At 61.6% G+C, this 26,089-nt stretch carries 22 protein-coding genes and 1 pseudogene; 8 read left to right on the forward strand and 15 right to left on the reverse strand.

Going from position 1 to position 26,089, the window contains the following annotated elements; all coding sequences use genetic code 11:
• Positions 1–6: 6 nt before the first annotated feature.
• The 4 genes from E1742_RS05260 (at position 7) to E1742_RS05275 (ending at position 5,698) form a co-directional block, all read left to right on the forward strand.
• The gene (locus E1742_RS05260; RefSeq protein WP_134383876.1) at positions 7–1,101 is read left to right on the forward strand and encodes a calcium:cation antiporter; all 1,095 of its coding nucleotides are present in this window, start codon (positions 7–9) and stop codon (positions 1,099–1,101) included.
• A gap of 99 nt (positions 1,102–1,200) precedes the next feature.
• Positions 1,201–3,474 carry a TonB-dependent receptor gene (locus E1742_RS05265; RefSeq protein ID WP_134383877.1) on the forward strand — a complete coding sequence of 758 codons (2,274 nt, stop codon included), beginning with the start codon at positions 1,201–1,203 and terminating at the stop codon, positions 3,472–3,474.
• Between the two features lie 437 nt (positions 3,475–3,911).
• Positions 3,912–4,319, forward strand: a complete 408-nt coding sequence (locus E1742_RS26110; protein ID WP_166793432.1) for a hypothetical protein — start codon at positions 3,912–3,914, stop codon at positions 4,317–4,319.
• A gap of 59 nt (positions 4,320–4,378) precedes the next feature.
• Positions 4,379–5,698 (forward strand): dicarboxylate/amino acid:cation symporter, encoded by a 1,320-nt coding sequence (locus E1742_RS05275; RefSeq protein ID WP_134383878.1) that lies wholly within the window; start codon positions 4,379–4,381, stop codon positions 5,696–5,698.
• A gap of 95 nt (positions 5,699–5,793) precedes the next feature.
• Here the strand turns inward: E1742_RS05275 and E1742_RS05280 are convergent, their stop codons facing one another.
• The 9 genes and pseudogenes from E1742_RS05280 to E1742_RS05320 form a co-directional block, all read right to left on the reverse strand.
• Positions 5,794–6,060 carry a PAAR domain-containing protein gene (locus E1742_RS05280; protein ID WP_134383879.1) on the reverse strand — a complete coding sequence of 89 codons (267 nt, stop codon included), beginning with the start codon at positions 6,058–6,060 and terminating at the stop codon, positions 5,794–5,796.
• Positions 6,061–8,100, reverse strand: coding sequence for a T6SS phospholipase effector Tle1-like catalytic domain-containing protein (locus tag E1742_RS05285; protein ID WP_134383880.1), 2,040 nt, complete (start codon positions 8,098–8,100; stop codon positions 6,061–6,063).
• Between the two features lies 1 nt (position 8,101).
• Positions 8,102–8,602 carry a hypothetical protein gene (locus tag E1742_RS05290; RefSeq protein WP_134383881.1) on the reverse strand — a complete coding sequence of 167 codons (501 nt, stop codon included), beginning with the start codon at positions 8,600–8,602 and terminating at the stop codon, positions 8,102–8,104.
• 412 nt (positions 8,603–9,014) lie between these two features.
• Complete coding sequence (locus E1742_RS05295) at positions 9,015–9,932, reverse strand: DUF4123 domain-containing protein (protein ID WP_166793433.1); 918 nt, start codon at positions 9,930–9,932, stop codon at positions 9,015–9,017.
• Positions 9,929–12,463, reverse strand: a complete 2,535-nt coding sequence (locus E1742_RS05300; protein ID WP_134383883.1) for a type VI secretion system Vgr family protein — start codon at positions 12,461–12,463, stop codon at positions 9,929–9,931. Before E1742_RS05300 ends, E1742_RS05295 begins: the two co-directional genes overlap by 4 nt.
• 303 nt (positions 12,464–12,766) lie before the next feature.
• Positions 12,767–13,066: pseudogene (locus E1742_RS05305) on the reverse strand (CoA-transferase); the annotation flags it as partial.
• Between the two features lie 12 nt (positions 13,067–13,078).
• Complete coding sequence (locus E1742_RS05310; protein WP_134383884.1) at positions 13,079–13,459, reverse strand: hypothetical protein; 381 nt, start codon at positions 13,457–13,459, stop codon at positions 13,079–13,081.
• A gap of 267 nt (positions 13,460–13,726) precedes the next feature.
• Positions 13,727–14,377: a CoA transferase subunit B gene (locus tag E1742_RS05315; RefSeq protein ID WP_134383885.1), complete on the reverse strand. Its 651-nt coding sequence runs from the start codon at positions 14,375–14,377 to the stop codon at positions 13,727–13,729.
• 10 nt (positions 14,378–14,387) lie between these two features.
• A complete protein-coding gene (locus E1742_RS05320; RefSeq protein ID WP_134383886.1) occupies positions 14,388–15,086 on the reverse strand; it encodes a CoA transferase subunit A in 699 nt (232 codons plus the stop codon).
• 215 nt (positions 15,087–15,301) lie between these two features.
• On the opposite strand from E1742_RS05320, the gene E1742_RS05325 reads away from it, so the two are divergent.
• The gene (locus E1742_RS05325; RefSeq protein ID WP_134383887.1) at positions 15,302–15,862 is read left to right on the forward strand and encodes a LuxR C-terminal-related transcriptional regulator; all 561 of its coding nucleotides are present in this window, start codon (positions 15,302–15,304) and stop codon (positions 15,860–15,862) included.
• Between the two features lie 112 nt (positions 15,863–15,974).
• On the opposite strand, the gene E1742_RS05330 is transcribed toward E1742_RS05325, so the two are convergent.
• Positions 15,975–16,367, reverse strand: a complete 393-nt coding sequence (locus tag E1742_RS05330) for a RidA family protein (protein WP_134383888.1) — start codon at positions 16,365–16,367, stop codon at positions 15,975–15,977.
• A 98-nt stretch (positions 16,368–16,465) separates the two neighbouring features.
• Between E1742_RS05330 and E1742_RS05335 the strand changes: the two genes are divergently transcribed.
• Entirely contained in the window at positions 16,466–17,398 is a 933-nt protein-coding gene (locus E1742_RS05335; protein ID WP_134383889.1) for a LysR family transcriptional regulator, read from the forward strand.
• Positions 17,399–17,417: 19 nt separating this feature from the next.
• Here E1742_RS05335 and E1742_RS05340 read toward each other — a convergent pair whose 3' ends face one another.
• From E1742_RS05340 to E1742_RS05355, 4 genes are read right to left on the reverse strand one after another with little or no spacing between them, the layout of a single operon-like run.
• Positions 17,418–18,128 (reverse strand): class I SAM-dependent methyltransferase, encoded by a 711-nt coding sequence (locus E1742_RS05340; protein WP_166793434.1) that lies wholly within the window; start codon positions 18,126–18,128, stop codon positions 17,418–17,420.
• Positions 18,129–18,166: 38 nt separating this feature from the next.
• Complete coding sequence (locus tag E1742_RS05345) at positions 18,167–18,979, reverse strand: phytanoyl-CoA dioxygenase family protein (protein WP_134383891.1); 813 nt, start codon at positions 18,977–18,979, stop codon at positions 18,167–18,169.
• Positions 18,980–18,986: 7 nt separating this feature from the next.
• Positions 18,987–19,655 (reverse strand): class I SAM-dependent methyltransferase, encoded by a 669-nt coding sequence (locus E1742_RS05350; protein ID WP_259772430.1) that lies wholly within the window; start codon positions 19,653–19,655, stop codon positions 18,987–18,989.
• Positions 19,656–19,666: 11 nt separating this feature from the next.
• A complete protein-coding gene (locus E1742_RS05355) occupies positions 19,667–20,443 on the reverse strand; it encodes an SDR family oxidoreductase (protein WP_134383893.1) in 777 nt (258 codons plus the stop codon).
• A 219-nt stretch (positions 20,444–20,662) separates the two neighbouring features.
• Between E1742_RS05355 and E1742_RS05360 the strand changes: the two genes are divergently transcribed.
• Positions 20,663–22,291 (forward strand): electron transfer flavoprotein-ubiquinone oxidoreductase, encoded by a 1,629-nt coding sequence (locus E1742_RS05360; protein ID WP_134388038.1) that lies wholly within the window; start codon positions 20,663–20,665, stop codon positions 22,289–22,291.
• A gap of 149 nt (positions 22,292–22,440) precedes the next feature.
• Positions 22,441–25,041 (forward strand): tetratricopeptide repeat protein, encoded by a 2,601-nt coding sequence (locus E1742_RS05365; protein WP_134383894.1) that lies wholly within the window; start codon positions 22,441–22,443, stop codon positions 25,039–25,041.
• Between the two features lie 33 nt (positions 25,042–25,074).
• Here E1742_RS05365 and E1742_RS05370 read toward each other — a convergent pair whose 3' ends face one another.
• Positions 25,075–26,088, reverse strand: a complete 1,014-nt coding sequence (locus E1742_RS05370; RefSeq protein ID WP_134383895.1) for an aromatic ring-hydroxylating oxygenase subunit alpha — start codon at positions 26,086–26,088, stop codon at positions 25,075–25,077.
• Between the last annotated feature and the right edge of the window lies 1 nt (position 26,089).

Raw genomic sequence — 26,089 nt, forward strand, 5'->3', positions numbered from 1 at the left:
CCCGTCATGAAAATTGCCGCCGCCCTGCCCCCTTGGACCATTGCCGCCCCCGTCGTTGCCTGGCTTCTGCTGGCGGGCCAGAGCCTGGGACTGGGTGACGCGCTGGGCGGCGCGTACGTGCTGCTGCTGGCGGCGGGCCTGTTCGGCGGCGTCCTCGCCGCCGTCTTCCATGCCGAGGTGGTGGCGCACAAGATCGGCGAACCGTACGGCACGCTGGTGCTGGCGGTGGCCGTCACGTCGATCGAGGTGGCGCTGATCGTCTCGCTGATGATCGCCGGCGGCGCCGCCACCACGGGGCTGGCGCGCGACACCGTGTTTGCCGCCGTCATGCTGATCCTGAACGGCATGGTGGGCATCTGCCTGCTGGCCGGCGCGCGCCGCCACGGCGAGCAGACGTTCACCCAGACGGGCGTCTCCGCCTCGCTGGCGACCCTGTCGGCCATCGCCGTGCTGACGATGGTGCTGCCGAACTACACCACCACCGCGCCGGGCCCGTTCTACAGCAACAGCCAGCTGATCTTCATCGCCGTCGTCTCCCTGGTCCTGTATGGCACATTCGTGCTGGTGCAGACGGTGCGCCACCGCGACTACTTCCTGCCCGACGGCGCCAGCGCCGGCGAGGACGATCACGCGCCGGTGCCGCCGCTGCGCACCGTGATCTGGAGCGCCGGGCTGCTGCTGGCCTGCCTGGGGGCCGTCGTGCTGCTGGCGAAATCGCTGTCGCCGCCGCTGGAGGCGGCCGTGGCCGCGCTGGGCGCGCCCAAGGCGCTGGTCGGCATCATCATCGCCGCCGTCGTGCTGCTGCCGGAGGGGATCGCCGCCTGGCAGGCCGCACGCGCCAACCGGCTGCAAACGAGCCTGAACCTGGCGCTGGGCTCCGCGCTGGCCAGCATCGGTCTGACCATTCCCGCCGTTGCCGTCGTCTCCATCCTCAACGGCTGGACGCTGTCGCTGGGCATCGACGTCAAGTCGACCGTCCTGCTGCTGCTGTCCGTCATCGTCGCCACGCTCTCGCTGGGCAACGGCCGCACGACCATCATGCAGGGCACAGTGCACCTGGTGATCTTCGCCGTGTATATCTTCATCACGGTGGTGCCGTAACCGGCGGCGTCGTCCGCGCGTTCCGCGTAGCCAAGCGCATTCAAGTTCGTTTCCGGCCGGCCCCGGCTTGCCTGTACTCTTCCAAAAACAAGGACCTCGATGCACCAGCACCTCCATCGCGCCATCGCCGCACTGTCGGCGGGCGTCACCATCACGGCATTGGCCGAACCCGTTCCGGCAACGCCGGACGCCACCGGGATCATCGAACGGGTCGAAGTCACGGCGACCCGCACGGGCGCCGTCGACGTGCAGCACGTGCCGGCCGCGATCAGCGTCATCAAGCCCGAGGCGCTCATGAAGTACGGCCTGGGCAACCTGGCCGACATCGCCGACCTGGTGCCCGCGATGACGGTGCAGCAGCAGGGTGCGGGCGTCAACAACGTCACGATGCGCGGGCTGGTGGTGCGCGGCATCGTGCCGTCCGAAGTGCAGGATGCCTCGCTGGTGGCCGTGTACATCGACGAGATGCCCGTCACGCTCAAGTCCGCCAATCCGGATTTGAAGGTGCTGGACCTGGAACGGGTCGAAGTGCTGCAAGGGCCACAGGGCACGCTGTTCGGCGCGGGCGCGATGGCCGGCACGGTGCGGCAGATTACCCGCAAGCCGGAATTGAACGACCTCTTTGGCACCGTCGAGGCGGTCGGCTCGCACACGGGCGGCTTCGGCGGCACCAACCACAACCTGCGCGGCATGATCAACATTCCCGTCAACGACGACGTGCTGGCGTTGCGCGTGACCGGCTACACGGGCCAGGACTCGGGCTATATCCGCAACCACGTGAACGGCGCGACCACCAACGCCGTCTCCACCAACCAGGGCCGCATCGCCGCCCGCCTGCGCGCCTCGCGCGACCTGCTGGTCGACGCCAGCATCACGGCGTCGAACATCAAGGGCGGCATCAACGACGCCTATGCCGACCTGGCGCCGTTTACGACGATCGCGCTGCTGCCGCAAACGAGCAACGACAAGCTGCAGCTGTACAACCTGACGCTGAACGGCGACCTGGGACGCGCCAACCTGGTGTCGTCCACGTCGTACCTGCACCGCGACACGCTGTACGTGACGTCGGCCCAGTATCCCGCCACGGCGTTCATCTTCGGCGGCCAGCCGCCGCTGATGCGCTCGGCCTACCGGATTGGCAATGCCATCGAGGACTTCGCGCAGGAGCTGCGCCTGCAGTCGAAAGGCGATGGCCCGTTGAAGTGGACCGCCGGCGCGTTCTACGAACAGGGCAAGCGCGACACGCGCCAGGACCAGCCGACGGAAGGCTTCGACGCGCGCTACGCCGCCACGCGCAACTTCCCCGGCTACGATTCGGCCGTCCATGACCAGTCCTTCACGTCCGATAACTATTTTTCGGGCACGCAGAACACGAAATCGCGTCAGGTCGCGCTGTTTGCCGAAGCGACGTACACGCTGTGGGACCAGCTGGACCTGACGGCCGGCCTGCGCCTGTTCCGTGGCACGCAGGACTTCGACCTGAAGTTCACGGGGCTGTTCGGCAACCTCGTCACCGCAACGCCGGCCGTGCCGACGGGCCAGCCGGAAGTGTCCACCAGCAGCGCCACGTCGCACGGGACCAATCCCCGCGTCGCGGCCGCGTGGCGTGTCGATGCGGACCACACGCTGTACGCGTCCGCCGGCAAGGGCTTCCGCTACGGCGGCAACAACCAGCCCGTCCCGTTCAATTTCTGCGGCGTGCACGCGCCCACGACGTTCGCGCCGGACAGCCTGTGGAACTACGAGGTCGGCTCGAAGAATTCGCTGCTGAACCGGCGCTTGACCGTCAATGCCAGCGCCTACCTGATCGACTGGGACGACGTGCAGGTGTTCAACCGCCTGCCGTGCACCTACTACTTCACGCAGAACGCCGGCAAGATCCGCAGCAAGGGCATCGAGCTGGAGACGGCGTTCAAGCTGACGCGCCAGGCTTCCATCGGCGTCAATGCGTCGTACAACCACGCCAGCGCCCGTGACACGGTTATGACTGGCATCCCGGCGCAGAACATCCCGGCCGGCAGCCGCGTGCCGTACGCCCCGCGCTTTTCCGCCAGCGCCACCGCCAGCTACACGATCCCGCTGGCGGGGACGGACGAAATCGGCCTGGCGGCCAGCTACGCCTACCGCGGCGAGGCGTTCACCAACTTCGCGGCCACGCAGGGCAGCTATGCGCGCATCGAATCGTCCAACACGCTCAACGCCACCGTGACGTACCGCACCCGCGGCTACGAGGTCGGCCTGTTCGGCACCAACCTGACCAACGGCGCGCAGGTCAGCGACGTCACGCCGAACGGGATTGCCATCCAGCCGGGCAACCTGGTCTATCTCGTGCGTCCGCGCACCGTGGGGCTGCGCGTTACCGCGCGCTTCTGACGCCCGGGGCCGCCGCTTCCCGATCCGGGTACACGGATGCGGCACGGCGGCGGCAGGTGGCGGCCGAGCGCGAGCGGCCGGCGTGGCGGGCGAGTGGCCGACCTGGCTGCCGATCGTCGTCATCCACGGCGGCTGGCTGGCGACACTGGCCGGCTGGCGTCAGCTCGGCATGCCGCTGGCCACGATGCTGTCGCTCTGGTGGTGTGCGTGGTACATGTCGCTGCAGCACGAGCCGATACACGGCCATTCCACCCGCAAGCCCTCGCTGAACCGCCTGTTCGGCACGGCGCCGCTGGCCGTCTGGCATCCGTACCCGCTGTATCGCGACAGCCACCTGCGCCATGAACCTGCTGCGGCACGCCGTCGCGCCGCTGGCGCGGGACGGCCGCTTCTTCGGCGCAGTGCGCGTCTGAGGCAGCTACGCCTGCAGCGCGGCAATGGTGCGCTCGGGCGCGGCCGCCATCGCGGCCATCGATTGCGTCACGTGGGCCTGCCTGTGCGACGTCGATCCCGAAGCCGTGACGGGGCTGGCGGTGCGGGGCACCACGGCCTGCGCGCCCGGCCTGCCGCTGATTGCCGGCCGCTTCGCGCCGGACCGCTGCCCGGCACGCTTGCACCAGGCGTTGCTGGCGCCCGGCCCCGCGCTGCGGGCGGCCATGGCGCCGCTGCGCATTGCCGCGTTCCAGTACCGCGATGCGGCCGGGCATGCCGGCATCGACGGGCTGGAAGCCGAAGCACGCCGGCTGGGCTACCGTGCCGGCCTGACCCCGCTACGTATTTTCCGCATTGTGGTTATCCCTGATGGGGCTAACCACAATGCGGATAATCACAATGGTGATATCTGAGATCGTTCGGCATGATGGCCGCCAGAAAACTGGATTACCCGGGAAGACTGGAGCTCATCATGAAAAAACCGTTCTACAAAATACTGTATGTCCAGGTATTGTTCGCCATCGCGGTGGGCGTACTGCTGGGCATTTTCCTGCCGAAAGACGCCGTGGCGATGAAGCCGCTGGGCGACGGCTTCATCAAGCTGATCAAGATGATCATCGCGCCGGTGATCTTCTGTACCGTCGTCTCCGGCATTGCCGGCATGTCCGACATCAAGAAGATCGGCCGCGTCGGCGGCAAGGCCCTGCTGTACTTCGAGGTCGTCTCCACCTTCGCGCTGGTGATCGGCCTGTTCGTGGCCAACATCGTCAAGCCGGGCGCCGGCTTCAATGCCGACCCCGCCACCCTGGACACCAAGGCGATCGCCCAGTACACGGAAAAGGCGTCGCACCAGTCCACCCTCGATTTCGTGATGAACATCATCCCGAACACGGTGGTCGACGCGTTTGCCAAGGGCGACATCCTGCAGGTCCTCCTGATCTCGATCCTGTTCGGCTTCGCGCTGTCGGTCCTCGGTGAAAAAGGCCGTCCGGTCGCCAAGCTGATCGACGAAGCCGGCGCCGCCATCTTCGGCATGGTCAACATCATCATGAAGGTTGCCCCCATCGGCGCGTTCGGTGCAATGGCATTCACCATCGGCAAATACGGCATCGATTCGCTGCTGCCGCTGGCCAAGCTGATGGGTTCGTTCTACCTGACCTGCGGCCTGTTCGTCTTCATCGTGCTGGGCGCCATCGCCAAGTTTACGGGGTTCTCGATCGTACGCTTCATTGCCTATATCAAGGAAGAGCTGCTGATCGTGCTGGGCACGAGCTCGTCGGAAAGCGCCCTGCCTTCCCTGATGACCAAGCTGCAGCGCCTGGGCGCATCGAAACCGGTCGTCGGCCTGGTCGTACCGACCGGCTACTCGTTCAACCTGGACGGCACCAACATCTACATGACGATGGCCGCCCTGTTCGTCGCGCAGGCCACCAACACGGAGCTCACCCTGACGCAGGAACTGACGATCCTGGGAGTAGCGATGCTGACGTCGAAAGGCGCCTCCGGTATCACCGGCGCCGGTTTCATCACCCTGGCCGCCACCCTGGCCGTTGTCCCGACGATTCCCGTGGCCGGCATGGCGCTGATCCTGGGCATCGACCGCTTCATGAGCGAATGCCGCGCGCTGACGAACTTCGTCGGCAACGGTGTCGCCGCCCTGGTCGTGTCGAAGTGGGAAGGCGAGCTGGACATGGCAACACTGAAGCGCGAGCTGGCCCATCCGGGTGGCCCGCATGAGCCGCTGGAAGAAGTGGCGCATGGCGAGCCGGTGACGCTGGCGAAGCAGGCGTAAGCTGCTGGCGGTCGGATCGCACGCGAAAGGCGCTGGCTTCGGCCCGCGCCTTTTTTAGTTTTTCACATTCCTCTGCGAAGAACCTACTCCGCAAACTAACCTTGAGTAGCGTCCACGACGCTGGCGATCAACGCACAACCGCAAGCGGTTTTATGCCCGTGCAGTGCCACTCCGCGCCCGTCGACAATGAACACATGGCAGCCCTCGACGATAGGATTGGTACCATGGCCTGGTAGAGGACAGGAGACCATATCCCCCTTTCGCGCGATACCGATTCCCCGCAAAGTATGAGTCAGTGACGCACTGACGACTGTGCCGCCATGCGTCGTCTTGTCGCCAAGTCGAACAATTGCGCGTGCCATCTAGATACCGATCGCGGAACGCACGGAATGCCAGCCCTCTTCCACTGCCTGCATGCCGCTATCGGCGGCGCTACCGACACTCTTGACCGCGCTCGAGGCGCCGTCGTAGATCTGGCTGCCGACTTCGGTCACTTTTTTTTGCGTCGCATCGGTAATCTCACCGACTTTCTTCTGGGTGACATCAATCAGCTCGGAAGCCTTCTTGTGCGTAGCGTCGGCGGCGGCACTCGCCTGTTTTTTAGCTGTATCGATCGATGTGACAATCATCTGCTCACCTCTTCTCACCGTCGAGATCAGCACCTCCTTGCCGCTCTGGTAAACCTCCACCGTGTATTTGACACCAGCGCGGACTGTATCGACAGCGAATTTCTGGCCAACCTGATATGTATGGGTGGCAACCAACTTGCCCTCTTCCCAAGTCTCTACTACGACACCCTCGGCGCGATGATAAACTTTTATGATGCCATCCTTGACGGCCACGAGTGTATCGCCCATCCAATCCAGTCCGCGCGCCAGTACGTTCCGCGATGACTCAGCCATGCCACGGGCGGTAAAATAGCTGAAAGGTTCAATAGCGTTGATGAATCCGGCCTTCGAATCATGTACGTAATAACGTATGAAGTGAAGCACCGGTTCAGACGCAGTAGCCTGCCAGGCGTCAAGGCGCCACTGGGCCGGACGCACGAGAAACCCTAGTCGCCGCCCTTCAACGTTCAGCGCTCCGGGCGTATTGTCCTGGGCAGCGCTATTACCTGTCGACAGTCTGTCCTTATTCCACTCGAGCAAACGTGCAGCCTCAATCGCAATACCAGGGTGGCCGTGCGACTTGGTACCACCCGCGCCGTCATCTGCCTCGACAAGATCAGGCGTTTTTATCGCGCGCCGAGTCATCGTGCCCCACGATGCATACAGTGCTTTCATGTGCGCTGTCACGGCCGCTTCCACAGTCGCGCTGGCACCAATTCCACTCATATAACTTTTATAAGATCCCAGCGTTTCTGGTGAAATCTCAAACCGCGCACGAAAAATTACTTCACCGAGTTTTCTGATATCATCATAATCTACGAGCCGGACCCCGCATCTTACAGCTTCCCGCATCATATCGCGCATCGGGATGCGGGCGTAATTGTTTGAAATACCTTGATTGACGGGCTCATATCCTCCGCCCACATCGGAATGGGCACCGGGATATACGATTTCCGACCAATTCGGCGGTAGCTTGCCACCCTTGCGAATTAAGTCTACGGGAAAAGAGAACCGCAACTCGTGAGCAGCGACATAATGAACACACCGTTCGACGTCGACCGGCACGACCAGATTTTTCTCATCGAAAGGTAAGTCGACGTCTTTGCCAGGCGCACCAAAGGACGCGACAGTATCAAATAAGCCCATGAAGTTAAAACGTATGGGAACGCCATTGTACCGCAGTGTACCATCTGCGCCGCGCTTACTCTGCCGCACCATCTCGTTACTAAACGCCCGCGCTAGCGCCGCGCCTCGAGAGAAACCAAAAATCGACAAATTAATTACAGTAATAAGACCGTGCTCTTCCAAAGCCTGCGCGAGTCCTCTTATGTTCGCTGGCTTACCTTTTTCAATATAAGGTAATAAGGAAAGGTTCAATTTCGAAGCATTTTTTACCAAAATTGTACGCAGCCGATCATTGACCCTTACCTCGCCATCATCCAGACGACGTGTACCTCCCGACCCGAACCCGAGGCCTAGCTTACCATCTTGGACAGCCATCAATTTCTGATCCATCCAGTCGGTGGCGGTGCCATTAAAAGGAGTACCAACTCCAGAAATATAAATGGAATAATTAGACGTACCATCATTGGTAAGAAATTGGGTCGCGCGCCAAAGCCGAGCGGGATTACTCCAACTCATCAAAGGCTCATCTACGTCCTTATTATTGCCGGTACCATCAAAGAAGATACTTATATTGACAATGTCAGCACAACTCTGCTTCGCACCGGGCCTACTCGACGGCGTATCGCGATTGCAATTCTGAGCGGCGGCTAATTTATCAATTTTCTCCATCTCACTTCCTTGCTTCCATTATTTTTCTTCCTCTTGCGGTCCTCTCAGGAACGAATTCAGCAAACGTCACTTCGACAGTATCGTCAGGGTAAAGGTGGAGCCCTAGACTTTGCGTTCCCGTTGGAATCTGATCCGGCGTGATCACTAATGTGTTCTTCATATTGACGACCTCGCCATTCCGTGGAGTACCTGCGGGACCATCCAGCGTCCAATGGAGTGACTGGACTCCAAATGGAATTCGAACGCCTGCAATGGTGCTCGTACCGCCGTATTTGTTCATTACACCTAAGTCTGTACCATTAAATATTATGTCAGTAACCACGCGATCGATATATGAAAACATCTCGACATCCAATACGGTAAATTTATGCATGTTTTTTTCTCCCTGACTGCATGCCGTCACCGGAATCAATAACCCTAAGGCCAACAATTTTAGCGCTCTCCGCCGACGGCCGGCCTGGGCTTCAAAACCGATAGACGTCGCTCCCTCTTGCTCACCCATGTTCACTCCTAATCAACTCTTTTGTGCGCCGCAGACACAGACAAAGGTCCGATGGACGCTGAAATAACATTTATCTGCCAAGTGCCACTCGTAATTTTTCATCCGCGTAGATTCTGCCTCGATTTTCCTTTGCGTAGCGACCCGGTCAAAATTCGCACGAAAGGGACTCGAGAGTGCTGACGGAAACGATCTGGCCAAAGCCTGAGACACTTGGCCGAACTCTATTCTGTACAATAACTAGCTTACTCTTTATTCTCTCAACTAGCTCAATGGAAAGCCCTCGCATAAACGACTCGCACCCCAGCGCGACTGTTAAGCCCTAAACCGAATGTGTTTCCTGAAATTATGCCAGTGACGCCAAATAAGCCTATCCGCTATCGCATTAACGCCGCGCATGACCGTTTCCCCTTTGTTACGGAAATTTTTCCATCGCCGCATCAAAACTGATAACGCCGGCCCGAACCTGTTCAAGTAACTCAGAAATAAAAGGATCGGTCTTTATAGCTGTGCCATAAATCAGCGCCGCGCATATATAGTTTAGAATATCTCGCATACCATACAGCTTTAGCTTGCGCGCTTCGAGCAGATGCTGCTCGACCATCGCATAGTGCTCTGAAGTCGGGATATCGAGAAGAAGCAGGGGCTGGTTTTCCTTGAGCATGGACAGCAGCTGGTCTGGAACGCCTGCCTCCACGAGCATGTCAACCTGTATTTGGGTAAGCTTGAGCGGCAGATCGACCAGATGCGCTTCCTCAGCCTCGGCACTGTTTTTCGGCAGCACCTGCTGAGGGTTCCCGTTACGATCCCAGTACCACCACGCCGATATGCCTTGCATAAGCCGCGCGCGCTGGCGCTCCGTCAGCACAGGGACCGGCACGTGCAAGGTCTTATCAGCGGACTGTCCTGTCAGTGTGCCCAGCACGGCTGGGTCCCAGAAGGCAAAGATCATGTCGGTATCGTCAGGAAGCAGGATCTCGGTGAACGCTGCCAGATGATGCCACAACGCGTCAAAGGCCAACCGACTGACGATGAGTGTCAAGCTGGCCGGATGTGCGGCTCCGCCCTGAAGAATCGTTGGCCAGACGTCGCTGTCACCGGCAAGCGGAGAAAGTTCCAGCAAATGGGGTGCGTAATCTTCCAGGCCTGAAGCCAGCGCCGCTGGCAGCAGACACTTACTTTGCATTTTCAGGCCGTGTTTGTCGAACGTTTGCAGCAACGCCTGATCCTGTGCACTGTCCACGATGGCGTAGCACGTGAGATTCTGGTCATCAAAAGCACTCGCCAAGCTCGACGCGAATATTGCCTTCTCCATTTCAACGGTGTCCATCATTGTGCCCCTTTGTTGACAAACGCACCGCGCTGCTTGGCACGTTTTTTTAGACACTCCAGGCATACTTCTTTCGGAAGCGTCGGTAGGGGATAAGCCATGGTCTTCGGACCGGGCACCGAGAACTCCGAGTTATGACTGATCCGCCGGCCACCGGTCATGTCGGTAATTCCTGAGCCGTTTATCGTAATGGCCGAGCCGCCGGCTCCGATCACAATTTCCTTCTTGGCAAAAATTTCGATCCGATCTTCTGTTGACAGCAGCCGCAATACCTTCTCGGCAATGATGTCAATATCCCCGCTCTGGGCCTGGATCTCGACCTTGCCCTTCGCCGCAAAGAGCCTTATACCGGCGTTGTAAGCGAACAGGCTGATCTTTTCCTTTATGCTCGCAATGAGGCTTTTGCCGGCGGCTAGATTTGTGTCCGCCCCCGACGACATTGTCACCTGTTCGCCACTATGAAGATGAGTGCTCTTTGGTGTACTTACCCCAATCCCCGCGGGAGATGAGGCAAGCAGCACTGGTGCTCCAAACCGGTTGGCCTGCTCCTGCCCTGGGCCGTCATAAGTCGCCTGCGTGGCGTCAATGAATTCCTGCAGCGAGTCCTGTCCAGGCAGCGCTTCAGCACCGGATTTCTCTGCTACGTCAGAGAGATTTTTGGTCAGTTCCTTAGCTTCTTTCAGCTGGTCGCGCGCCTCCCGAACGTCCAACTGCGTCCCCTGTGGCCCTGGCCGTCCATATGTTCCGATGTACAGGCCTTGTTGCGCCGAAATGGCGCCATATGCGTCCGTATTAAGCGCAAATCCGGAACCGTAGAAGCCTGCACGGTTATTCCCCTGTTGTCCGACGAGGTAACCAAGGCTGAGCTGCGCATTCGTGTTGCTGCTGAACAGCTGCAAACGGCTCTGTTCAGAGGTGTCGTCCATAACCAGTTGGTTGTAACCTGCACCTTTATATTCCTTGGATTTATATCCGGACAGGCGCCCATCGCTATGCCAGTCCGGCATCTGCTCACCATTGTAGATGCGTCCAGTGATAACCGGTCGATCTGCATCTCCGTCAAGGTAGGTGATGAGCACTTCCTGACCAATGCGGGGAACATGAACGGCGCCCCATCCATCACCAGCATTCGGATAACTTACGCGCACCCAGCAAGACGCTTTTTCGTCCCCAGGGTTGAGGCGATCCCAGTGAAAACGCACCTTTACCCGATTCAGGTGATCAGTATATATTTCCTCTTCCGTCGGACCAACAACGGTTGCGGTCTGCGTAGACATCGCCGGCTTTGCGTGGCTGAACGGACTGCGATATTCGACAGTACGGCGTTGCACTTCAAAACGATTGAAGCAGTGCCCAGTGCGGCTGTTTGCTGCGTTCTCGTCCGCCGCCTCAGAGTCAGCCAGCCCAGCTTCCAGCTTGAATTTCGCCAGTTGACCTTTAAGGGTCCCCGAGAACTCCTTCCGTGCAATCGAAAGAGGCAGGTTGTTTTCGATCGACCATTCGATGTTCAACACTATGAACTGACGGGCTTCAACGCCCGCTTCGTCGTGAGCCGGGTGATCGGTAAGTGTGAACCACTTTCCAACCGACAAATTTCTGACACCCGATGTGCCAAAAAATCGTTTGGCACGCGACTCCCACTCCTGTACACGCAGGCGAGATTGGTCGGCACGATGCTCGGTATCGTAACCCGTGTAGGCGCCAGTGTATTCGTAGACTTCCAACTGCGATGGAATACTGCCGTGTTCCGGAAGAACTTGTGTGCTGGTCTCGGTATTGCTGCGCGGCGCCTTGTAGTCGAACGTTCGTGTCAAGAGCTGGCTATTCAATAGCTGCCGCGCCGATCCCCATTGAACAATTCTGTTGATCTCGTCTGTAGATGCGGCACCGTGAAACGCTATTTCTTCAGGCACAAGGGGTTTCAAGCTCACCACAGAATCCGTGACGATCCATTCATGGCCACTGCCATCCGATGCCTGCTCGATGTACGCGTACCACCCTTCGCTTTCCATCATTCGCATGACAAAATGCCAATCGGTTTCATACTGCGTGCAATAAGAACGTGGCCGCCCGGGCTGGCTCAGTTCAAACCGAAACCGGCCTTGGCATTGAGAGTGGCCAGCCAGCACGTCGGCGATAATCTCATCGGCGCTCTTATCTTGCCAGATCCGAGCATCCTTGCGGAACTTCAGAAAGTGCAGACAGCTTGAGAATCCAATCTGGTACGCGGTCAACTGTCCATCGCTGCCAAGCTTTTTTGCCGTGTGAACGAAGCCATGCACCGGCAGGTAGCTCGTATCGGGTTGGAGAATCCACAGCGTGACTTCCTGTGCAATTAACTCCTTGAGCTTAATATCCGGATCAAGCGCGAGAAGATCCACAGTGTAATCAAACCCCTCGCTCATGCGTTCGAAAGCATGGATACGCTGTGGCAGCAGGGCATCTGGACCAAGTGGCGTATCCAGCTTCAGCAGCCGTCGCTCCTGACCGATATTTCCGAAAATTTGGTCCCACACCTTGTTCACATTAGCCATCTGCCTTAACTCCCGTTCAACTCATCAACTTGTGCGTCAGGCTGGGAATTGTACTTCAGGAATTTAGGGGAGGTGATTTCGAACATTAGCAGTCGAGCGCTGGCGCACCGGTTGCCACCATTGAACGCTCCGGCTCTTGCAAGGGGCTCTGCGTTACGCCGGGACCGGAACAGTCGGAATGAAGCGTCACTATCATAAAGGTGGCAACCGGGCCGTCGCAGCCAGTCGCTCAACAAACCCACCCGAGAGGCCAATGAAAAAAAGGCACTGTCGCCAGTGCCTTTTAAGAAGATAGTTTTATTTTTAAACCGCCGAGATATCCAGCTCCACCCCAGTCGCGGCGGCGATCTGCTCGCGCGTCACGTCCGGCGCCAGCTCCTTGACCTTCAGCCCGCTCTCCGTCACCTCGATCACCCCCAGGTCGGTGATGATCAGGTCGACGACGCCGACACCCGTCAGCGGCAGGTCGCACTGCGGCAGGATCTTGTGCGATGTCGTGCCGTCCTTGGCGGTCGCCACGTGCTCCATCAGCACGACCACCTTCTTGACACCGGCAACCAAGTCCATTGCGCCGCCCATGCCTTTGACCATATTGCCGCGAATGAACGACCGCAGCTATTCCGGGTCTGGCGGACGTTGCGCTTTCGCGGCAGCTGTAATTTGCCTGCCACGATCGGTCCTTTCTGGAATGGACTCAGCGAAAGTGATTTCAATGGTGTCGTCCGGGTAAAGATGTATGCCCAGACATTGGGTGCCGGGAGGCACCCCCTCTCGCGTGATTTGCACAGCGTTCCTGACCTGGACGATCTCGCCATTCCGGGGCGTACCTTCGGGACCGTCAAGCGTCCAATGCAGCGACTGCACCCCGAATGGAACACGCACTCCTGTAATGGTGCCGGTGCCGCCAAATCTGTTCATCACGCCCAGGTCCGTCCCGTTAAAGATGATGTCCGTGACCACGCGGTCGATATAGGAAAACATCTCAACATCCAGCACCGTATATCCTTGCGTCTTCCTTTCGCCTCGACCGCAACCGGTGAGGGGAAACAACAACGCGACTCCGCATAACCCGAGGGCCCTGCGCCTTCCATCACCGGTCAAACTCATACTCCTGCTGTGTGCCTTGTGTTTGCGATCACTCATCATCGCAGATTCTGAAGTTCCCGGGTTCAGGTCCGACATTCGGACAATGTCCGAATGTCGGACCTGACCCCGTAGAAAAAAAAGCACGCCGCGGCGTGCCTTTGCTTGTCGCGGACGTTCTTACACCGCCGAGAAATCCAGCTCCACCCCGGTCGCGGCAGCGATCTGCTCGCGCGTCACACCCGGTGCCAGTTCGGTGACCTTCAGGCCGCTATCGGTCACTTCCATCACGCCCAGGTCCGTTATGATCGTATCAACGACGCCGACGCCCGTCAGCGGCAGGTCGCACTTCGGCAGGATCTTGTGCGAGGTGCTGCCGTCCTTGGCGGTGGCGACATGCTCCATCAGCACGACGACCTTCTTGACGCCGGCGACGAGGTCCATCGCACCGCCCATGCCCTTGACCATTTTGCCGGGGATCATCCAGTTGGCCAGGTCGCCCTTTTCCGACACCTGCATCGCGCCCAGGATCGCCAGGTTGATCTTGCCGCCGCGGATCATGCCGAACGAGTCGGCCGAGCTGAAATAGGCCGAGCCCGGCAGCGCCGTGACCGTCTGCTTGCCGGCGTTGATGAGGTCGGCGTCGACCTCATCTTCCGTGGGGAACGGGCCGATGCCCAGCAGGCCGTTTTCCGACTGCAGGAACACTTCGATGTCGTTCGGAACGTAGTTGGCCACCAGGGTGGGCAGGCCGATGCCGAGGTTGACGTAGAAGCCGTCCTCCAGCTCCCGCGCCGCGCGGGCGGCCATTTGATCACGAGTCCATGCCATGTCTGTCTCCTCAGTTCGAACGCACGGTGCGCTGTTCGATGCGTTTTTCCGGGTTGGCGTTGAGCACGATGCGGTGCACGAAAATGCCGGGGGTGTGCACTTCGTCCGGGTCGATCTCGCCGATTTCCACCAGCTGTTCGACCTCGACGATCGTGACCTTGCCGGAGGCGGCCACGTTCGGGTTGAAGTTGCGGGCAGTCTTGCGGTAGACGAGATTGCCGGCCTTGTCGGCTTTCCACGCTTTCACCAGCGCCACGTCGGCCACCAGGCTGCGTTCCATGACGTATTGCTCGCCATCGAACTCGCGGATTTCCTTGCCTTCGGCAACAATCGTGCCGACACCCGTCTTCGTGAAGAATGCGGGGATGCCGGCGCCGCCGGCGCGCAGCTTCTCGGCCAGCGTGCCTTGCGGCGTGAATTCCAGTTCCAGCTCGCCGGCCAGGTACTGGCGCGCGAACTCCTTGTTCTCGCCCACGTAGGACGCAATCATCTTCTTGATCTGGCGGGTCTGCAGCAATTGGCCCAGGCCGAAGTCGTCGACGCCGGCGTTATTGGAAATGGCCGTCAGTCCCTTGACGCCGGAATCGCGCAGCGCGCCGATCAGCGCTTCGGGGATGCCGCACAGGCCGAAGCCGCCGACGGCGATCGTCTGGCCGTCCTGCACGATGCCGGCCAGCGCCGCGTTCGCATCGGGATAGATTTTGTTCATTGGTGACCCCTCTATTTTTTGATAAGCTCCCCCGGTGCACGCGACCCAGCCCGGCGTGGCGCGCAAATGCATCGCCACGCCGCGCAGAGTATCCGCGAGCGTAACCAAGGCCCTGCTCTGTCGTACAGATGGCGTACCAGAATAGATTACACAATTGGAAAGTACAATACCGTAGAACTACCTGTAATCCCAGGTAACGAACGGATGGCTCAGCGATGAATGCACCTTACGAGATCGACTACGAAACCATCTTCCGCTTTGCCCCGGTCGGCATGTGCATCTCCGTCAACCGGGTAATCCAGTCGAGCAACGACGCGCTGACATCGATGTTCGGCTACCCGCACGGGGCACTGGACGGCGAATCGTTCCAGCGCCTGTACCCGACGGTGGACGAGTTCCTGCGCACGGGCCACCGCATCATCCCCATCATGAACACGCGCGGCCGCTACTCGGACGAGCGCATCATGCGCCGCGCCAACGGCGAGCTGTTCTGGTGCCACGTGACGGGCCGGGCGCTGGACCCGCAGGAACCGCTCGGCGCGGGTGTGTGGACGTTCGAAGACGTCAGCGAAAAGCGCCCCGTCTCGGCCGAGCTGACACCGCGCGAGCGGGAAATCGCCGCTTTCCTTGTCGAGGGCAAGACCAGCAAGGTGATCGCGCGCGAAACGGACCTGTCGCCGCGCACGGTGGAAATGCACCGCGCCAAGCTGATGCGCAAGTTCGGCGCGGCGACGTCAAGCGAGTTGGTGCATAAGCTGATGGGTGTGACGCGGTAGGTGCGGTATTGGCTGGCCATGGCGCGCATGCCAGCCGTGATTCGGTGGTATGAACATGCGAACCACCTGCACGACGGGGAGGTGCCTCCCGCTGCGAGTACTGGGCGGCAGGTCAGCCCGGCACCTTCGCCACCACCTTGATCTCGAACTGGAAGCCATACAGCCACGTGACGCCCACGGCCGTCACGTTCGGATACGGTGCCTCGCCCCAGAACTCCTGCGCCACGGCCCAGATGCGCTCGAACTGTTTTTCCGGGTCGACGATGAAGACGGTGACGTCCACCACATCGTCGAAGGTGCAGTCCGCCGCCGCCAGCACGGCGTTCAGGTTGGTAAAGGCGCGCCGCACCTGCGCTTCCAGCTCGGGCTCGGGCGAGCCGTCTTCGCGGCTGCCGACCTGGCCGGAGACGAACAGAAAGCCGTTCGAGCGTACGGCCGGCGAATAGCGGTTCTGTTCATACAGGGCCTGGCGGCCGGCCGGGAATACCACGTCGCGTTGGGTCATCTGAAGCTCCTTCTTGGTTGGAATATCGCCACTGTAGCGGTATGCATCTGTGCGATAAACAAGCACATACACTCATCACTGTTTGTATAATCCAAACAATGGACCGATTCGATGCGATGAAGGCGTTTGTCAGGGTGGTGGAAGCGGGCAGCTTCACGAAGGCGGCCGCCACCCTGCACATGAGCCGCACCAGCGTGACCCAGCTGATCCAGCAGCTGGAGGCGCGCCTGCGCGTACGCCTGCTGAACCGCACCACACGGCAGGTGGGCGTGACGCCCGACGGCGCGGCCTACTACGAGCGGGCGGTGCGGCTGCTGGCCGAGCTGGAGGATCTGGAATCGGGGCTGCCTGGCGCGGCCACGGTGCCGCAAGGCCAGTTGCGGGTGGACGTGCCGGCACCGCTGGCCACCATGGTCATCGTGCCGGCACTGCCCGCGTTCTACGCGCGTTACCCCGATATCGAACTGGAGCTGGGCGCCAGCGACCGCAAGGTGGACGTGATCGGCGAGAACGTCGACTGCGTCGTGCGTGGTGGCGAGCTGACCGACAATGCGTTGATGGCGCGCCGCGTCGCCGACCTGCGCCTTGCCGTGTATGCCGCGCCGGCCTATCTGGCCCATGCCGGCACGCCGGCGCATCCGGGCGAGCTGCGCGAGCCGCAGCACCGCATCGTCGCGTTCCGCTGGGGACGCACGGGCGGCAGCGCACCCTATGCCATGCGCCGGGGCGACGAGACGGCGCAGGTGACGGGCCGACTGGCGCTGCGGACGGACGACGGCAATGCGTACCTTGCCGCAGGCCTGGCGGGCCTGGGCGTGCTGTGGCTGCCCGACTACATGGCGCGCGGCCACGTGGGCACGGGCGCCCTCGTGCCCCTGTTCGACGACTGGCACGTCGAACCGATGCCGCTGTACATCGCCTATCCGGCCAACCGCCACGTCGGCCGCAAGGTGCGGGTCTTTATCGACTGGATGGTCGAGCTGATGGCCCAGGACGTGGATCGTCAGGGATCGAGGCCCGGGCCGCCCTGACGGTGGCAGCGGGCTGCGATCAGGCGTTGGGTGGCAGCACTTCCTTGCCGCGCAGATGGAACACGAGCATGGTGTTTTGCACGTGAAACAGCGGCGTTTCGTGGGCCAGCTCGTCGAGATATTGCGTCAGCTCGGGGAATTGCGGATTGCCGTAATCGTGCCAGATGACGCACGACGGCGCATCCGCCAGCATCCTGAAAGCATTCTCGGTGTCGCGTCGCACGTACGACAGCTCGTGGTTGGCATCGACGAAAATATAGTCGAAGCGCGCCGGCAGCGTGGCAACGTCCAGCGTCATCGAATCCTGCAGCAATTGCTTCACGAGGTCCGCGCGCGCGCATTGCAGGTATTTGCGCTGGAAGCCCAGGGCTTCCTGCGCCAGTTCCTTGTCCTTGCCCTGAAAGACCACCTCGCTCAGTTCCGGCAGATCCAGCGTGTAGATACGTGGACCCTGCGCGTCGCTGGCGGTGAGGTTTTCCAGCAGGAGCCTGGTCGTGTAACCCTTGTAGGTGCCGAATTCAAAAATATAGTCGGGTTCCACGAGGCGCAGCAGCTTGATCAGCAGAACCGACTCCAGCGTGCTCAGCGAACCGGCGCCCTGCGCGGGCGGCATGAAGAATTTGATTTCTTCCTGATCGGCAAAGTCGTCCGCAATTCCCAGCAGCTGATACGGCCGGATATGCACCATTTCGGTCCCCGGCGGCGCCGAACCTTGCGAATTTTTTTCCATGGATTTATCGAGAGTTGTGTTGACCATCAAAAAAAGCACTAGTCCGGTGACGGCTTGCGCAGTCCCAGTTCCGCTTCGTACTTCATGATCTTCAGTACGCGCGAGCTGGTGAAATAGCGGATGCAGTTGACGGGAGAATAGAAGAAATCGGTCTGCCAGGAACCGGACAATAATTCCTTGCCGGTCGGGTCGTCGGCCGGCTGCAGGATCATGTCGGCCAGGATGCGGTGCTCGCCATTCCTGTTCGGACCCGATTCATGCCACAGCGAGCTGTTCATGACGATAAAGTCGCCCGGCTGCAGTTCCGGCGTGACCTTCGGCCATTGGATGTCGAAACTGTCCGGATTGATCTCGCCCGCATCGCCCAGATAGCCCATCTTGTGCGAACCGGCATAAAAACTCATGCCGCCATTTTCCTCGTTGGCGACAGACAGGGGCACGAACACGCTGCATTTATTCAGTTTGCCGAGGTGATAGCAGCTGTCCTGGTGCAGGAACACCTTGCCGGGACTGAACGCATCCTTGATGACGAAACGGTGGTTGTACAGCGCGATATCGTTGCCGAAGATCTGGCGCACCGTGTCGAGGAAAACGGGCTCGCGGTACATCGTCGACAGCGGCTCCGGCAACGACTCCGTCAGCGAGACGGGGTTGGCGCGGTTGACGTCGCGGCCCTGGCTCAGCTGCTCGGCGTAGAACGCCTGCCACGCCGCCTGCCAGGCCTGCACGACGACGGGAGGGATCGCCCCCCGCATGATGAAGAATCCCGTTTCGGCGAACACATGCGGGTCGAAGGTGCCACCCGAGGCGGCCGGCAGGGCGGCATTGACGCGATCGATAACGCTTGCCATCGCAACCTCAGATATAGCGGAACGTCAGTTCGTCGTCGCGGGTGGCTTTCGCCTTGTTGCAGCGCGCCAGGACGTTGTAACGGATGGGAAACAGTTCCCGCCCCGGCGATTCCAGGTTGTCGATTTTCTCGATATCGAAATCGCGCAGCAGCGCATTCCAGCCATGCTCCGTGATACGCCAGCAGTCCGGGATCGGGCCGTGGATGCGCCAGTTCAGCGGTGCCGAAATCAGCAGGTAGCCGCCGTCCTTGAGGATGCGGCGGATTTCCTTCACGGCGTCGAAAGGATTGAGCGTATGCTCGATCACTTCCATGCAGACGACGCAGTCATAGGTGCTGTCCGCGATGAAGGCGTTATGTTTGGTGATATCGCCGACCAGCGTGGGCTTGTACGTATCGACAATGTCGAAGGTATCGACGTTGAAATTGGCGAAAGTTTCGCGCACCAGGTTACGTTCCTGCGGCCCCACCTCCAGCAATCTGCCGCCACCCGTCGACAGCTTTTGCGCGGTTTCCCGTACAAATGCGGCCAGATGATCGCGCGCCAGGGAAAAAGTATCGTTATCGAACTGCGAAGGAGTTGCCATGAAAGCCTCACTGTTATTCGTAAAAGTGCCCTGTTTCGGGCTGGCGCATCCGCACCCGTTGATTTTAGTCGCTACATTGCCGCAAAGCAATCCAACCCGAGTCAGGCGCCCGTCATGCCGCCGTCGGCGGACACCACGGCGCCATTGATGAAATGCGAATCATCGCCGGCCAGCAGCAACAACAGACCATCGAGGTCTTCCGGCTTGCCCGGGCGGCCATTCGGCAGCATTTCCACGAGCTTCCTGCCCTGCTCCGTGGCGAAATAATCCTCGTTGATCTCCGTGGCGATGAAACCCGGGCAGATGGCATTCGTATTCACGCCGTATTTGCCCCACTCCACCGCCATTGCTTTTGTCATATGAATGACGCCGGCCTTGCTGATGCAATACACGCCAATCTGCGGCATGACGCGCTGTCCGGCCACCGATGCGACATTGATGATGCGGTGCTGCTTCTTCGGATCGCCCTTGGCGCGCGCGATCATCCGCTTGGCTGTTTCCTGCGCAACGAAAAAGGCGCCGCGCAGGTTGGTGTCCATGATGAAGCTGTAGTCTTCCGGCGTGACGTCCACCAGGCGCTGTGTTGTCGAGACGCCCGAGTTGTTGACGAGGATGTCGATCGGTCCCGCTTCCGTTTCCGCGTGGGCAATGGCGGACTTGATGCTGGCGTAGTCCGTCACGTCCAGCGCCACCACGTGGGCGGCGCCGCCGTCCGCCTCGATTTCCGCGCGCAGCTCCTTCAGGCGCTCGGTGCGGCGCGACGCCAGCACCACCTGCGCGCCGGCGCCGGCCAGCACCTTGGCGAACCGGGCCCCCAGGCCGCTGGAAGCGCCCGTCACGAGCGCGATCTTGCCCTCAAAATTGACTTCGATACCCACGGCTACTCCTGTTCTGTTGTCGCGCGGTGCGTGCCGGTAGCTGGGGGCACCGCTTTGGCTCACATCTTACACAATTAGCAGTATTAGACGGGAACATCTAATACAATGCCGTTGCATTTGGGCGGAAAAAGAAGCACACTCGTGCTAATTTCCCCGTTCCACTTAAATATAACAATTCTTATGACAAATCTCGTTGAACAGTACGGTCCGCGCGAAGCGATGGAGTATGACGTCGTGATCGTCGGCGGCGGCCCGGCCGGCCTGTCGGCGGCCATTCGCATCAAGCAGCTGGCGCAGGAAAAAGGCCAGGAGATTTCCGTCGTCGTGCTGGAAAAAGGCGGCGAACTGGGCGCCCATATCCTGTCCGGCGCCGTGATGGACCCGCGCGCGCTGACGGAGCTGATGCCGAACTGGAAGGAGCTGGGCGCGCCGCTCAACACCGAGGTCACGGAAGACCGCGTGCTGTTCCTGACGGAGACGAAAGCGTACAAGACGCCGAACTTCATGGTGCCGAAGTGCCTGGAGAACCACGGCAACTACGTCATCTCGCTGGGCAACGTGACCCGCTGGCTGGGCCAGCAGGCCGAGAGCCTGGGTGTGGAGATCTTCCCCGGCTTCCCTGCCGCCGAGATCCTGTACAACGACGACGGCGCCGTCAAGGGCGTCGCCACCGGCAATATGGGCGTCAGGCGGGACGGCGAGCCGGGCCCCGACTTCCAGCTGGGCATGGAACTGCACGGCAAGTACACGCTGTTCGCGGAAGGCTCGCGCGGCCACCTGGGCAAGCAGCTGATGGCGAAATACGACCTGAACAAGGGCAAGGACCCGCAGGCGTACGGCATCGGCATCAAGGAACTGTGGGAAATCGATCCCGCGAAACACAAGCCGGGCCTGGTCATCCACACGTCCGGCTGGCCGCTGGCGCACGACACCTACGGCGGCTCGTTCCTGTACCACATGGAAAACAACCAGGTTGTCGTCGGCTATGTCGTCGGCCTGAACTACCAGAATCCCTACCTGTCGCCGTACGAGGAATTCCAGCGCTACAAGACACACCCGGAAATCCGCCAGTTCTTCGAGGGCGGCAAACGCATCTCGTACGGCGCCCGCGCCATCACGGCCGGCGGCCTGCAGTCGCTGCCGAAGCTGGTGTTCCCGGGCGGCGCGCTGATCGGCTGCGATGCCGGCTTCCTCAACATGAGCCGCATCAAGGGCAGCCACGCCGCCATCAAGTCCGGCATGCTGGCCGCCGAGGCGCTGGTTGCCGCGTTGGGCGAGGGTCGCCAGTTCGACGAGCTGGCGGCCTACCCGACCGCGTTCGAGCAGTCCTGGCTGCACGAAGAACTGCACGTGGCGCGCAACGTCAAGCAGTACCTGAACAAGGGCCTGATCTACGGCTCCATCATGACGGGCATCGACCAGATCGTGTTCCGCGGCAAGGCGCCCTGGACCCTGCACCACAGCGAGCCGGACCACGCCTGCCTGAAGCCGGCGGCAAACTACACGCCGATCGTCTACCCGAAGCCGGATGGCAAGCTGACGTTCGACAAGCTGTCGTCCGTGTTCATTTCGAACACGAACCACGCGGAAGACCAGCCCGTCCACCTGACGCTGAAGAACCCGTCGGTGCCGGTGGATGTCAACCTGGCCAAGTATGCCGGTCCGGAACAGCGCTACTGTCCGGCCGGCGTGTACGAGTACGTCAGGAACGACGACGGCGCCGAGCGCCTGCAGATCAACGCGCAGAACTGCGTGCACTGCAAGACGTGCGACATCAAGGACCCGACGCAGAACATCGTCTGGGTCACGCCGGAAGGCGGCGGCGGGCCGAACTACCCGAACATGTAGTGCATCGGCATCGGCCCCTGAGTGACCGCTCATTGGTGACCTTACTGGTGACTTTATCGGTGACTATAGGGGCCGATTCCCGTTCTGTTCTTCCGTTGCAAGCGGACCCGGGGCAAGTAGAATGAAGCATTGTCATTCGATCCGTCCCGATGAAAACTTCCTCCTCCTCAGCAGCACCCGCCTCCTCTCCCGAACTGCAAGCGGCCGCGGCTGCACTGGCGGCCGGCGACCATGACGCCGCCATCGCACAGCTGCGCCAGCTTGCCGACACGGCCGGGGCTGGGCCGGACGTGTGGCGCCTGCTGGGCGAGGCCGTCCAGGCCGGGGGCGGCGATCCGCTGCCGGCACTGCAGCGCTGGACGCAGGCCGATCCCGGCAATCCCGCCGCCCATGCGGTGCTGGGACAGGCGCTGCAGGACCGGGGCGACCTGGCCGCGGCCGGCGCGTGCTACCGGCAGGCACTGACGATCGACCCCTCCTGCCTCGATGCGCTGATTCAGCTGGGCAGTGTCGAACAGGGCATGGGCAATGCCGACGTGGCCGCCCAGTGCTACGAGCTGGCCCTGCAGGCCCGCCCTGCCCTGCACGACCTGTACCCGTCGCTGGCCTCGGCGCTGCACGCCGCGGGCCGCCATGAAGAGGCCACGGCCGCGTGGTCGAAAGCCATCCGCCTGCTGGGCGACGAGCCTGTCCTGCATTACGGCCGCTCCGAATCGCTGCGCGCCAGCGGCCGGCTGGGCGAAGCGCTGAACGCCAGCGAACGGGTGGTCAAGCTCGTTCCGGACGACCCGGCCGCGCTCGTCCAGCTGGCGTCGCTGCAGATGGCGACCCGCAATCTGCACGCCAGCGCCATGAACTATGGCCAGGCGCTGCTGCTGGATCCGGACAACCTGTCGGCCCACATCGACTTCGCCGTCGTGCTGCACGACCTCGGCCTGACCGGCGAAGCGATCGCGCACCTGCACGACGCGCTGCGCATCGACCCGCAGTCCTGGATGGCCGCAGGCAACCTGGGCGCCCTGCTCATCGAACAGGGCCGCCACACGGATGCGCTGGCCTGGCTGCGCCATGCCCTGGACCTGCGGCCCGATTATGCGACCGCGCTGAACAACATGGGCACGGCGCTGCAGGCGCTGGGCGACAACGCCGGCGCCGTGCACTACTTCCGCCAGTCCGTCGAGGCCGACAACGGCCATATCGATGCCTACCGCAACCTGTCGATCGTGCTGAGCCGGCTGGGCCAGCACCGCGAAGCGCTGGAATTCAGTGCCGTCGCCCTGTCGCTGGCCCCCGAAGACCCGGAACTGCTGCTCAACCTCGCCAATGCGCAGGGCGCGTTGGGCCAGCCGGCCCGCGCGATTCCCAACCTGCGCAAGGCCGCCCGGCTCAATCCCAGGGCGGCCAATATCCGCTCCAATCTGGCGCACTTCCTCAGCCAGGTGGGCCAGACCGACGAAGCGATCACGTTATGGCGCAAGGCGATCCAGCTGGAGCCAGGCTTCGCGGACGCCTATTCAAATCTGCTGTTCTGCCTGGCGCATGCGAATGTCGACCCAACCATCGCCCGCCAGGTCCGCGCCGGTTTTGCCGCGCAATTCGAGCGCCGCGCCGCGTGGGCCACGCCGCGCCAGCCGGATCCCGCCCGCCGCCTGAACGTTGGCTTCGTCTCCGGCGACTTCCATGAACACGCGGTGGCTGGCTTCATCGAGCCGGCACTGCGGGAACTGGCGCAGCGGCCCGCCCTGGCGCTCTTCGCGTATTACAACAACACGATCACCGACCGCAAGACGGCGGCGCTGCAGGCGCTGGTGCCGAACTGGCGCAACGTGCACAGCCTGTCGGACGACGCGCTGGACGAAACGATCCGGCGCGACGGCATCGACATCCTGATCGACCTGTCCGGCCATACGGGCTTCAACCGGCTGACGATGTTTGCCCGCAAGCCGGCCCCCTTGCAGGCCACGTGGATCGGCTACCCCGCTTCCACCGGCCTGCATGCGATCGACTACATCATCACCGACAAGACCGTCATCCCGCCGGACACCGCGGCGGAAGAGTTCACCGAGCACCCCGCCTACCTGCCCGCCTGCGTGACCTACGAACCCGATGCGCGCGCGCCCGAGGTCACCGCGCTGCCGGCGCTCGAGCGCGGGTTCGTCACGTTCGGCAGCTTCAACCGCGCCAACAAGATCGACCAGGCAACAGTGTCGGCCTGGGCCAGGGTGCTGCAGGCAGTGCCGGGCGCGCAGATGTTCGTGGCCGGCATCGACCGTACCGAAGAACAGGCCAGGATCGCCGAATGGTTTGCGCAGGCCGGCATCGATTCGCACCGGCTGCGCTGGGGCCAGCGTACCGGCATGCTCACCTACCTGGCACAGCACGGCGAGGTCGACATGTGCCTCGACACGCTGCCCTACAGCGGCGGCACCACCACGCTGAACGCTGCCTACATGGGTGTGCCGACGCTGACGGTGTGCGGCACGTCGATGGCCACCCGCTCCACCGCGGGGGCAATGGCGCACATGCAGCTCGAGCAGTGGATCACGCACGACGTGGACGACTTCGTCCGCCGCGGCACCGCGCTGGCGCAGGACACGGCCGCATTGGCGGCGCTGCGCGCGACGATGCGCCGGCGCTTCCTGCAGTCCGGCTTCGGCAATCCGGCGCTGTTCGGGGACAGTTTCGAGAGCGCGTTGCGCACCATGTGGCAGCGCTGCTGCGCCGGCCAGCCGCCGGGCGTTATCGGCTGAAAGATTGCCGGGTACGGACAATATCCGGCAGCGTCATCTCAGCACGTCGCGGCAGCTGGCGCGGAAATGCACGATCTTCGCTTCACTGGCCGACGGGAAGCGCAGCGGCTCGGTACTCCACGAGTCGCGCGGCATCGTCCGGCAGATGGCATGATCCTCGTCGAACACCTTGCGGTTGACCTGGGCGGTCGAGTCCAGGAACGTTCCGATAACGGCCTGTGCCGCCGGTGAGCTGGCTGGCGTGCTCAGCAGCCGGCTGGTGAAGCTGGTACGGTCCGGATCGGCGGGATGCGGCAGGAAGTGCTGCAGCGAGTACGAATAGCCGAACGTGGAGGAGAGCATCGTGAAGGGGTACAGGTAAATGCTCATATACCCTTCGTACTGGAAGTCGAGCTGGAAGAAGCGTTTCAGCGTCGCCAGCTTCTTGCGTACGGCGGCGTTGCCGACCGGGGCATACCAGACCGAGTTCTTGCCGTCGAAAACATTCTCGCCCGCCTCCAGCGCCAGCGTGCCCAGGGTGGACGGATGCACCATTGAAATGTGGTAAGGCTCGAGGGCGTTTTCCACGGCCAGCGGCCAGTAGCATTCGAAGTCGTAGCGGCTGAAGTCGTGGCGGCCCGCAATGTTGAACGAAATATTTTCCAGCAGCGTCGCCACCTTGCCCAGCTGCTCGTACAGCGGCTGCCGCGGCGCGATGCCGACGAACAGGAAGTCGCCGCACCAGTCCACGGGCAGCGTGCGCCACGTGGCCGTCTCGATGCCGCAGTTCACGAACGATTCGCGCTCTGGAATGATCAGGTGGCCCTTGCGGAACGTCCAGCCGTGATAGCCGCACGTGGCTGCCTGGTTGCCGTGATCGCCCTGGTAGATGCGGGCGCCGCGGTGCGGGCAGCGGTTGTCGAAGGCGACCAGTTCGCCATCGTCGTTGAACACGACCACTTCGCCGCCGGGCACGTCGAAACGCAGGAAGTCGCCCTGCACGGGCAGCTCGTTGCGATGGCACAGCAGCTGCCAGAAGCCCTCGAACAGCTGCCGGTCGAAGGACATG

The sequence above is a fragment of the Pseudoduganella plicata genome (assembly GCF_004421005.1).
Lineage (GTDB): Bacteria > Pseudomonadota > Gammaproteobacteria > Burkholderiales > Burkholderiaceae_D > Rugamonas > Rugamonas plicata.

What these genes read in the sequence shown, in the direction of transcription:
- E1742_RS05260 (WP_134383876.1), top strand. Translation starts at nt 7, where the DNA reads ATGAAAATTGCCGCCGCCCTGCCCCCTTGGACCATTGCCGCCCCCGTC.
- E1742_RS05265 (WP_134383877.1), top strand. Translation starts at nt 1,201, where the DNA reads ATGCACCAGCACCTCCATCGCGCCATCGCCGCACTGTCGGCGGGCGTC.
- E1742_RS26110 (WP_166793432.1), top strand. Translation starts at nt 3,912, where the DNA reads ATGGTGCGCTCGGGCGCGGCCGCCATCGCGGCCATCGATTGCGTCACG.
- E1742_RS05275 (WP_134383878.1), top strand. Translation starts at nt 4,379, where the DNA reads ATGAAAAAACCGTTCTACAAAATACTGTATGTCCAGGTATTGTTCGCC.
- E1742_RS05280 (WP_134383879.1), bottom strand. Translation starts at nt 6,060, where the DNA reads ATGGCACGCGCAATTGTTCGACTTGGCGACAAGACGACGCATGGCGGC.
- E1742_RS05285 (WP_134383880.1), bottom strand. Translation starts at nt 8,100, where the DNA reads ATGGAGAAAATTGATAAATTAGCCGCCGCTCAGAATTGCAATCGCGAT.
- E1742_RS05290 (WP_134383881.1), bottom strand. Translation starts at nt 8,602, where the DNA reads ATGGGTGAGCAAGAGGGAGCGACGTCTATCGGTTTTGAAGCCCAGGCC.
- E1742_RS05295 (WP_166793433.1), bottom strand. Translation starts at nt 9,932, where the DNA reads ATGATGGACACCGTTGAAATGGAGAAGGCAATATTCGCGTCGAGCTTG.
- E1742_RS05300 (WP_134383883.1), bottom strand. Translation starts at nt 12,463, where the DNA reads ATGGCTAATGTGAACAAGGTGTGGGACCAAATTTTCGGAAATATCGGT.
- E1742_RS05315 (WP_134383885.1), bottom strand. Translation starts at nt 14,377, where the DNA reads ATGGCATGGACTCGTGATCAAATGGCCGCCCGCGCGGCGCGGGAGCTG.
- E1742_RS05320 (WP_134383886.1), bottom strand. Translation starts at nt 15,086, where the DNA reads ATGAACAAAATCTATCCCGATGCGAACGCGGCGCTGGCCGGCATCGTG.
- E1742_RS05325 (WP_134383887.1), top strand. Translation starts at nt 15,302, where the DNA reads ATGAATGCACCTTACGAGATCGACTACGAAACCATCTTCCGCTTTGCC.
- E1742_RS05330 (WP_134383888.1), bottom strand. Translation starts at nt 16,367, where the DNA reads ATGACCCAACGCGACGTGGTATTCCCGGCCGGCCGCCAGGCCCTGTAT.
- E1742_RS05335 (WP_134383889.1), top strand. Translation starts at nt 16,466, where the DNA reads ATGGACCGATTCGATGCGATGAAGGCGTTTGTCAGGGTGGTGGAAGCG.
- E1742_RS05340 (WP_166793434.1), bottom strand. Translation starts at nt 18,128, where the DNA reads ATGGAAAAAAATTCGCAAGGTTCGGCGCCGCCGGGGACCGAAATGGTG.
- E1742_RS05345 (WP_134383891.1), bottom strand. Translation starts at nt 18,979, where the DNA reads ATGGCAAGCGTTATCGATCGCGTCAATGCCGCCCTGCCGGCCGCCTCG.
- E1742_RS05360 (WP_134388038.1), top strand. Translation starts at nt 20,663, where the DNA reads ATGGAGTATGACGTCGTGATCGTCGGCGGCGGCCCGGCCGGCCTGTCG.
- E1742_RS05365 (WP_134383894.1), top strand. Translation starts at nt 22,441, where the DNA reads ATGAAAACTTCCTCCTCCTCAGCAGCACCCGCCTCCTCTCCCGAACTG.
- E1742_RS05370 (WP_134383895.1), bottom strand. Translation starts at nt 26,088, where the DNA reads ATGTCCTTCGACCGGCAGCTGTTCGAGGGCTTCTGGCAGCTGCTGTGC.